The organism is Nitrospirota bacterium (assembly GCA_016207905.1).
Classification (GTDB): Bacteria; Nitrospirota; Thermodesulfovibrionia; order Thermodesulfovibrionales; family JdFR-86; genus JACQZC01.
In genome coordinates this window covers 18,844-28,078 of sequence record JACQZC010000068.1, presented here as the reverse complement: position 1 = coordinate 28,078, position 9,235 = coordinate 18,844, and the positions used below count along the sequence as shown (strand labels likewise).

The window sequence follows — 9,235 nt, the reverse complement described above, 5'->3', positions numbered from 1 at the left end:
CCTCAGGCTAAAACCCCTTGCCTTCAACTCCGTTATCCTGTCCCTCTCTTCCAAATTAAGTTGCTTATATCGTCTCTCCATAAACACTTAGGGTAACTCCTTCGTAGCCCCAAGTGTTGCACTTCCTCATTGAACTGGCGCCCTTATATTTCTGTTCTTTATTTTCTCTACTAATATAAATATGCTTGATGTTACAGCTACAAGTGCCCCAACAGAAGGCAGATAGACCCTATATTCATTAATCCACATTGGCAAAGGTATTATGCTTGATTCAACAGAAAGGGTTATGAAAAACCAGAAAACTCCAAAGGCTATAAGCCTCGATATTGGTGAAGACTTAGACCTCACATAAAGATAAACAGCAAAGCCAAAGATAGATAAAAGAAATAAAAACGACAAAAACACCTGCACTTCAAAAAACGAATGATAGACTGGATAGTCATAACCAATGTTCTGATTAATAGGTAAAAATAAGAGCCTTATATATGTGGTGATTACTCTAAACTGCGTGAAAAGATAGTCCTGTCTTGATATTTCTCCATAGCCTCTTGTTGCAGGCTCTACCCCGCTTATTATCTCTCCAACAGGTTTATCAATCCCTATAAGCGAAAAAGGGATAATCAGCATGGTTAAAAGAAATGGAATAAGATAAAGTATTCTCTTACCTAAAGAGCCTTTAAAAAAGAAAAACTCATAAAGCATTATAACTACTGGAAGGGTGAAGGCATTCTCCTTAGTCTTCATGGCAAGGATGGCTGAAAGAAGACTTCCAAGATAGAGAAGTAAAGCTGTAATTATCTTCTTGTCGATTTCCCCTCTGTCATTGCGAGCCGAAGGCGTGGCAATCCCTGAGATTGCTTCGGGGCTATCGCCCCTCGCAATGACAGGCGATGGGGACTTCTCTTTTACACCGAGTCTCCACTTTATATAAAACACAAGCGAAAGAAGATAGAAAAATGCACAAAGAGAGGCAAGTCTCTGAAATATGTATGTAACTGCCTCTGTCTGAATTGGGTGGGAGACAAAAAGAAGGGAGGAGAAAAGGGCAATGAGATTGCTTCGGGACCCTGTCCCTCGCAATGACAGAAAAGGCGTCCTGAAAGTCAGCACAACAAGGAAATACACAAGCAAGGCATTAAGAATATGAATTGATATATTGAATACATGATAGCCCCTAACATCAAATCCATGAAGTTTATAATTCAGTGCAAATGTTAGATACCCGATATATCTACTTTTAAGGGCATCATAATATTCAAATCCTTTTGCCTTTGATGGCTCAAGGAAATAAGTAAGGTTTTTTACAGTAGGGTTTTTGTGTTTGAATAGGCAAGGAGACCAATGAGGGCTATGAGGAGAAGGTGGATGATAGGTTTGCTGATTAAAACAGAAATCCTGCTCATAGATTAATTTAACATTTTTGTATCACGACTGAAAAGATTTCTATTGGCAATTTTAAGCTGTTAGGGATTCTTGTTTTTCGGGCAACTGTAACTGTCTTAGCAGTTCATCTATCTCCTTTAGGTCCATGGTCTCTTTCTCAAGGAGCCTGGCGGCAAATGCGTGAAGTATATCAGTGGCTTCAAGGAGAAGGCTCTTTGCCTTTTCATATGCCTCCATAACAATCCTCTTGACCTCTGTATCTATCTCCTCTGCTGTTTTTTCGCTATAGTCTTTGTGTTTTGTGAGTTCTTTTCCAAGAAAAATCTGCTCTTCTCTTTTGCCAAATGTAAGTGGGCCTAATTTCTCGCTCATGCCCCACTCGGTTACCATCTTTCGGGCAATCTCGGTTGCCTTCTCGAGGTCGTTTCCAGCTCCTGTTGTCAAATGTTTGAGTGCTATCTCCTCTGCTGCCCTTCCGCCAAGAAGCACCATGAGTGCCTTAACGAGAAAATCCTTGGAGTAGGTATACCTATCATCTATTGGCAACTGCTGGGTGATTCCAAGTGCCCTTCCTCTTGGGATGATGCTCACCTTATGAATCGGGTCTGTGCCGGGGGTAAGTTTTGCAACGAGTACATGTCCTGCCTCATGGTATGCAGTGTTTCTTTTCTCGGTCTCGCTGATTATCATGCTTTTTCTTTCGACACCCATCAGGACCTTGTCTTTAGCCTCCTCGAAGTCAGACATCTGAACCTTTTCCCTTGATTTCCTTGCGGCAAACAGTGCTGCCTCGTTAACTATGTTGGCAAGGTCTGCACCTGTAAAACCCGGTGTGCCTCTTGCAATGACCTCCAAGTCTACATCTTCTGCAAGCGGCATAGCCTTTGTATGCACCTTAAGGATTTCATGTCTTCCCTTTACATCGGGTGTGGGAACAACGATTTGTCTGTCAAACCTTCCGGGTCTAAGAAGTGCTGGGTCTAAGACATCGGGCCTGTTCGTTGCGGCAAGTATTATGACGCCCTCTTTGCCTTCAAAGCCGTCCATCTCGACAAGGAGCTGATTGAGGGTCTGCTCCCGCTCATCGTGTCCTCCGCCTAATCCTGCACCTCTATGCCTTCCAACTGCATCTATCTCATCTATAAATACTATGCACGGTGCATTTTTTCTTGCCTGCTCAAACAGGTCTCTTACCCTCGAGGCGCCGACTCCAACAAACATCTCTACGAAGTCAGAGCCAGAGATGCTAAAGAACGGCACACCTGCCTCGCCTGCTATTGCCTTTGCAAGAAGTGTCTTTCCAGTTCCAGGAGAGCCAACAAGAAGAGCACCCTTTGGAATCTTACCTCCTAACTTGAGGAACCTCTGAGGGTCCTTAAGAAAGTCGATTATCTCCTGAACTTCTACCTTTGCCTCATCGATGCCTGCTACATCGGCAAATGTGGTCTTAACGGATTTTTCCGGGACAAGCCTTGCCTTTGCCTTTCCAAAAGAAAGTGCCTTATTTCCGCCTGCCTGCATCTGCCTCATAAAGAATATCCAGATAAAGACAAGGAATATAATAGGTCCCCATGAGAAGAAGAAGTTTACATACCACGGGGTCTCCTCAGGAGGCTTTACGGTAATCTCCACCCCTTTTGCCTTAAGCTCCTTAATAAGCTCCGGGTATTCGGCAAGATAGGTCTTAAACTTTTTTCCGTCCTTCAGTCTGCCTGTTATCTGGGTGTCTTTTATGACGACCTCCTGCACCTCGTTTGCCTCGACCCTCTGAAGGAACTCAGAAAACTTAATCTCATCCTCTGTCTTCTTAGGAGCATTGAGAAGATTGAAAAGAAGAATCATCATGACTCCTATGAGAAGCCAGACAAACAAACTCCTGAATATATTCAAATTCTAAACCTCCTTTTTTATTTTAACACACCTTCGCCTATTTCCGCCCTTTGTAGTTTTATCAGTCTGTCGATGCCGTCTTTTGCGAGCATGAGAAGCTCATTGAGGGTCAGAGTCTTAAAAGGTCTGCCTTCGGCAGTACCCTGTATTTCAACGATTTCACCTTTGCCTGTCATTACGACATTCATATCTACCTCTGCCTTTGAGTCCTCCTCATATGCGAGGTCTAATCTTGGCTCGCCATCAACAATCCCAACACTCACTGCGGCAACATAGTCTCTGACAGGCATTGTCTTAAGCAGTCCTGTTTTCATGGCATATCTCATTGCCTCCATGAGACTTATGAAAGCCCCTGTGATAGCGGCTGTCCTTGTGCCTCCATCTGCCTGTATGACATCGCAGTCAAGCCATACCGTTCTTTCTCCCAATGCATCGAGGTCAACCACAGAACGTAGCGCCCGTCCTATGAGCCTTTGTATCTCGTGTGTTCTGCCTCCGACCCTGCCATGGGTGGACTCCCTGGTTAGCCTTGTCTGGGTTGACCGTGGGAGCATGGAGTATTCCGCAGTTATCCAGCCCTTTTTCTGGTCCTTGAGAAACTGAGGGACTTTTTCCTCGATAGAGGCAGTGCATATTACCCTTGTCTGACCCACCTCTATGAGGGCAGAGCCCTCTGCAAAGCTTATGAAATTCTTTGTTATCTTTACCTGCCTTAGCTCATAAGGCTTTCTTCCATCTGGTCTCATTCACACCTCCATATCAAGCCGCACCACCTTCATATTTTCCATGCTATGTCCTAAAAACATCTTTCCGAGCCTCCCAAACCTCTCAGGGCTGTCTGTGACATAGAATTCCCTGAACGGCTTTCTCTTGCCTTTTCTTAGAAGGCTGTGTTTTTTAAGCACAACCTTTATCTCCTTTGCAGTCTCTATTGCGGAATCTATAAGTGTTACACTGTCTCCCATTACTTCGGATAATGTGCCTTTCAGAAGGGGATAGTGGGTACAGCCAAGAAGAAGTGCATCTATGCCCTTTCCTTTAAGTCCATCGAGGTATCTTTTGGCAGTCAGCTTTGCAATGTCGCCTTTAACCCAGCCTTCCTCGACTAATGGAACAAAAAGCGGACATGCCATCGAGTATATACATGCCCTTCTGTCAATAGCCTTGATTGCCTTTAGATAAGAACTGCTCCTTATAGTTGCCTCTGTACCTATAACACCTATTTTCCTATTGTTTGAATATTTCACTGCGGCCCTTGCACCCGGACCTATAACTCCTATAACAGGCACAGGGCTTTTCTTTCTGATAGCCCCAAGGCTTATGGCAGAAACGGTATTGCAGGCAATGACAAGTAATTTTATATTATGTTTGAGCATGAAACTCATACACTCGAATGAGTATCTTAAAATCGTCTCCCTTGACCTTATACCATAGGGAACCCTTGCGGTGTCACCTAAATAAACCGTGTTTTCGGAAGGCATTTCCTCGACTATAGCCTTCATGACAGTCAGCCCTCCCATGCCTGAATCGAATATGCCTATCGGAGCATCATTCATTTTTGTGCCTCTTTAGCCTGAGAAATGCTCTCCCCTAAGGGATAAACCAAAGAAATGTGTCCGGCAAGGCTATCTACCTCCTTGCCTTCAATGAGCACTTTTATGTCCCTTATACCCGATATATTGGACATCATGCTTTCGTAAATCGCCCTAAGGAGTAAAAACTCAGCCATTGCATCGCCCTGAAAATTGCCTCTAAAGTCCTCTGAAAGGTCAATGTAAAGTATACCATCTGAGCCATTATAAATTCCTAAAACCTGTGTATTCCGTGGCACATACGAGGGTCTGCCAGCAGGGCCTTTTAGAAACTCGCTTAAGACAATTCTCGGAGTCGGAGTCCTGCCTTGAGCCCTTCTTTGCTCCATCTCAAGCCCATCGGAAATAGGATAATAGATTTTTAGATAAAGGAAATCTCCTTTTTCTCCTTTCGCAGGTATGTTTTTTTCGGGTAGATGAGGAGAAGGCTGAGATGCCTTTACCGATAAATAAAGATACCCGGCAGTAATGCCTGCTATGAACAGGGCAAGGAAAAAGACCACTGAGATTAAACGCTTATTGATTTTCATACCTGAATACGCCTTGAGCAATAGCACCTGCAATAAGCCCAGGCTCGTAGTTAACCCCTTTCATCGGCACCTCTACCATTATGGCAGGTGCACCCATGGAGTTTAAAATAGGCATCGGCATCTCCCTTATGGAGACAGGGATGTTGAATTCCCTTTTCAATGCCTCTGCCACTGTCTTAGCCAACGCCTTGCTTTTCTCAAGATAAGGTCTCTGCCTCGACATTAGGCTATAGTATTGCATTGGAGAAGGCTCGGTCTTTGGAAACCCCGATACATAGATAGAAAAACCCTCTGATAAGGTAGCATGAATGCTAACAAAAACATCTATCTGGCTTCTAATGGCATAGGAGATTCTTTCCTCAATAGTAAAATAGCGGTCAACCTTTCTTGTAAGGAAAACCCTTTTGCCCTCGGCTTTCAAAAGGGACTCAAGCTCCCTTGCAATGACAACCGCTAATGCCTTTTCCTTTAAATTATTCGTTATTATCCCTGAGTCATAGCCTCCATGCCCTGAATCTATTAGGACTGTCCTTAGAACATCAGAAGAGGCATGAGGCACTGAAAGGAGAAAAATCGCAAGGGAGATACAGGTCTTTATAAGAGTGTGTTTTTTCAGCCCGTAGGTCATCTAAGATTATAACAAAAGCAAGGCTCCTTCAGCAGTTCAGATTTGTTATAATGTAGCTAAATGCACGTCCTCATAGCTATTTACCGAGCACTTTATTCAGCCTTTGGTCCACAGAAGTGGTGGCCCGGAGATAGCCCATTTGAGATAGCAGTTGGTGCAATCCTTACCCAGAACACAAACTGGAGGAATGTTGAAAAGGCAATAAATAATCTCAAAAGGCAAAAAGTTCTTGCCCCGAAAAAGCTTCATGAGCTTCCTATCGAAAGACTTTCAGAACTCATCCGTCCAGCAGGCTACTTCAATATTAAGGCAAAAAGACTTAAATCTTTTATTTCCTTCCTGCTGAACGACTACCACGCAAGCATGAAGGCAATGGCTAAGGAGGATGCCGATACACTCAGGAAAAAACTTCTCGGCATCAATGGCATAGGACATGAGACAGCAGACTCCATACTCCTTTATGCCCTCGGAAAACCCATATTCGTAATAGATGCATATACAAAAAGAGTGCTGGGAAGACATAAGCTCATAAGACACGATGAGCCTTATGAGAGGTTTCAGGAGTTTTTCCACTCATCCATTAAAAGGAATGTAAGACTCTATAATGAATACCATGCCCTGCTTGTAAGGGTGGGCAAGTTATTCTGCAAAACCAAAGCCCCCCTGTGCAAACACTGCCCACTTAAAATTATCCTTTAAATCTAAGGCTTTAGCAGGTATTATAATTTTATATAGATACCATTAGTTAAAAACAAGGGTTTTCCTTTATAAAGTTATAAGTATTTATGATTTGACAATTAATATTTTTTATTTGACCCTTTAGGTATATATATATTAGGCTTGAATGCATTTCTTGAGCGCAGATTCGTTAGAAAAATTTAATAAAAGGAGGAGTTTCTTATGGCTAAGAAGTATGATACTCCGCTACTGGATGAGCTGGAAAAAGGTCCGTGGCCAAGCTTTGTCACAGAGATAAAGAAGGCTGGCAAGAAAAGCGAGATGGCTAATGATGAGCTTGGTCAGCTTGAGAAGTCTTATAGGACAAAACGCGGATACTGGAAGCATGGAGGGATTGTTGGCGTCTTAGGTTATGGTGGTGGAATTATCGGAAGGTATTCGTCTTTGCCTGATGAGTTCCCGGGTGTAGCACATTTCCATACTGTCCGTATCAACCAGCCTTCGGGATGGTTTTATTCGACAAAGGCACTGAGGGAAATCGTAGATATTTGGGACAAGTATGGTAGTGGGCTTACGAATGTTCATGGTTCAACTGGAGACCTCGTGCTTTTAGGGACAAGGACAGAAGCCCTTGAGCCAATTTTTGCCGAATACTCCTCGAGGGGCTGGGACTTAGGAGGCTCGGGCTCTGCAATGAGGACGCCAAGCTGTTGCATTGGCCCTGCAAGGTGCGAGTGGGCTAACATTGACACGATGGAGATATGTTATCAGATGACGCAGAGGTTTCAGGACGAGCTTCATAGACCTGCCTTCCCCTATAAGTTCAAGATAAAGGTTTCAGGTTGTGCAGTTGACTGTGTTGCCGCAATTGCCCGTGCAGACTGCTCGATAATAGGAACATGGAAGGGAAAGATTGCAGTAGACCAGGATGCTGTAAAATGGTATGCAAAAAACAGGATGGATATTAACAAAGAGATTGTTGATATGTGTCCGACAAGCTGTATCTCCTATGATGGAACTAAAATGACGATAAACGATGATGAATGTTCGAGGTGCATGCACTGCATATCAAAGATGACAAAGGCACTTAAGCCAACAGGAGAAAAAGGCGTCTCAATCTTAGTCGGAAGTAAGGCTCCTATTGTCGTAGGCTCTTTGCTTTCATGGGTTATTGTGCCTTTCATGAAGGTTCAGCCTCCTTATGATGACCTCTATGGCTTTATCGGCAAGATAATTGAGTGGTGGGATGAAAATGCAAAGCCCAGAGAGAGACTCGGCGAGGTTATCGAGATGAAGGGCATGAGGAGCTTCCTTGAACACATCGGTGTTCCTGCTCAGCCACAGCAGGTAAAGGAGCCCAGAAAAGACCCGTTCTTCTTCTGGAAGGAAGAGGACCTGAAGAGATAAATAAAATTAAGGTATAAAAGGAGGATAAAATGGCTTGGTTAACTGAAGAAGAGGCAAAAAAAACAAGAAAGACAGACATAGGGCCACCACATTACGAGCAGTTCTTACCGCCTGTAATAAAAAAGAACTATGGCAACTGGAAATACCATGAAAGGCTCGATGCAGGAACAATGGTTCATGTCTCTAACACAGGAGACAAGGTATTTACGGTAAGAGTAGCCTCACCGAGAATCCTTTCCACAGAGACCATAAGGGAGATGCTTGACATAGCAGACAAGCACTGCGATGGCTATATCCGCTTTACCTCAAGAAACAATGTGGAGTTCATGACTCCGGATGAAAAGAAGGTAGAGCCACTTAAGAAAGACCTAAAGGCAAAGGGCTTTGTGATAGGCGGTATAGGACCAAGGTTAAGTAATATTGTTCACACACAGGGCTGGGTGCACTGTCATGGTGCATGCACAGACGCATCGGGTCTTGTCAAGGCAATGATGGATGAGCTATTCCCTTATTTTGTTGAAAAGGAGCTTCCTGCAAAGACAAGGCTTGCACTTGCATGCTGTGTTAATATGTGTGGTGCAGTTCACTGCTCAGACTTAGCAGTTGTTGCAGTTCACAGAAAAGTTCCTGCAATTGACCATGAGAAGCTCAAAAATATGTGTGAGATACCAACAACAATAGCTTCATGTCCGACAAGGGCAATAAGCCCTGACCCGGCTAAAAAATCCGTTAAGATTAACGATGAAAAGTGCATGTACTGTGGAAACTGTTTTACAGTATGCCCTCCAATCAACATCCATAATCCTGAAGAAGATGGTGTTGCAATAGTGGTAGGCGGAAAGATAGGCAGTTTGAGGACAGGGCCAAAGTTCTCGAAGTTAGCTATTCCTTTCTTTTATAACGAGCCTCCTCGCTGGCCAAAGGTAGTTGCCGCTGTCAAAAACATCATTGATGTATATGCAAAGAATGCAAGAAAGCACGAAAGGATTGGCGAGTGGATAGAAAGAATCGGATGGGAGAGGTTCTTCAAGCTTACAGGCATAGAGTTCACATACCAGCACTTGGATGACTTCACATTCATGAGAGACACGATGAGGACATCAGCCGCATTTAAATGGTAGAATTGT

Annotated in this window: 9 protein-coding genes; 3 read left to right on the top strand and 6 right to left on the bottom strand. The window is 43.8% G+C overall.

The window, feature by feature from the left end; all coding sequences use genetic code 11:
• Window positions 1–126: 126 nt before the first annotated feature.
• The 6 genes from HY805_08690 to HY805_08665 form a co-directional block, all read right to left on the bottom strand.
• Window positions 127–1,125 carry a hypothetical protein gene (locus HY805_08690; protein MBI4824287.1) on the bottom strand — a complete coding sequence of 333 codons (999 nt, stop codon included), beginning with the start codon at window positions 1,123–1,125 and terminating at the stop codon, window positions 127–129.
• Window positions 1,126–1,455: 330 nt separating this feature from the next.
• Complete coding sequence (locus HY805_08685) at window positions 1,456–3,273, bottom strand: ATP-dependent metallopeptidase FtsH/Yme1/Tma family protein (GenBank protein MBI4824286.1); 1,818 nt, start codon at window positions 3,271–3,273, stop codon at window positions 1,456–1,458.
• Window positions 3,274–3,290: 17 nt separating this feature from the next.
• Window positions 3,291–4,019, bottom strand: coding sequence for a ribonuclease PH (gene rph, locus HY805_08680; GenBank protein ID MBI4824285.1), 729 nt, complete (start codon window positions 4,017–4,019; stop codon window positions 3,291–3,293).
• Window positions 4,020–4,829: a glutamate racemase gene (locus HY805_08675; GenBank protein ID MBI4824284.1), complete on the bottom strand. Its 810-nt coding sequence runs from the start codon at window positions 4,827–4,829 to the stop codon at window positions 4,020–4,022.
• Window positions 4,826–5,395 carry a GerMN domain-containing protein gene (locus tag HY805_08670; GenBank protein MBI4824283.1) on the bottom strand — a complete coding sequence of 190 codons (570 nt, stop codon included), beginning with the start codon at window positions 5,393–5,395 and terminating at the stop codon, window positions 4,826–4,828. The genes HY805_08675 and HY805_08670 overlap by 4 nt, the downstream gene beginning before the upstream one ends.
• Entirely contained in the window at window positions 5,382–6,023 is a 642-nt protein-coding gene (locus HY805_08665; GenBank protein MBI4824282.1) for an N-acetylmuramoyl-L-alanine amidase, read from the bottom strand. Before HY805_08665 ends, HY805_08670 begins: the two co-directional genes overlap by 14 nt.
• Window positions 6,024–6,083: 60 nt before the next feature.
• On the opposite strand from HY805_08665, the gene HY805_08660 reads away from it, so the two are divergent.
• From HY805_08660 to dsrB, 3 genes are all read left to right on the top strand, one after another.
• A complete protein-coding gene (locus tag HY805_08660; protein MBI4824281.1) occupies window positions 6,084–6,722 on the top strand; it encodes an endonuclease III domain-containing protein in 639 nt (212 codons plus the stop codon).
• A 201-nt stretch (window positions 6,723–6,923) separates the two neighbouring features.
• Window positions 6,924–8,108: a dissimilatory-type sulfite reductase subunit alpha gene (gene dsrA / locus HY805_08655; GenBank protein MBI4824280.1), complete on the top strand. Its 1,185-nt coding sequence runs from the start codon at window positions 6,924–6,926 to the stop codon at window positions 8,106–8,108.
• Between the two features lie 29 nt (window positions 8,109–8,137).
• A complete protein-coding gene (gene dsrB / locus HY805_08650) occupies window positions 8,138–9,229 on the top strand; it encodes a dissimilatory-type sulfite reductase subunit beta (GenBank protein MBI4824279.1) in 1,092 nt (363 codons plus the stop codon).
• Window positions 9,230–9,235: the final 6 nt, after the last annotated feature.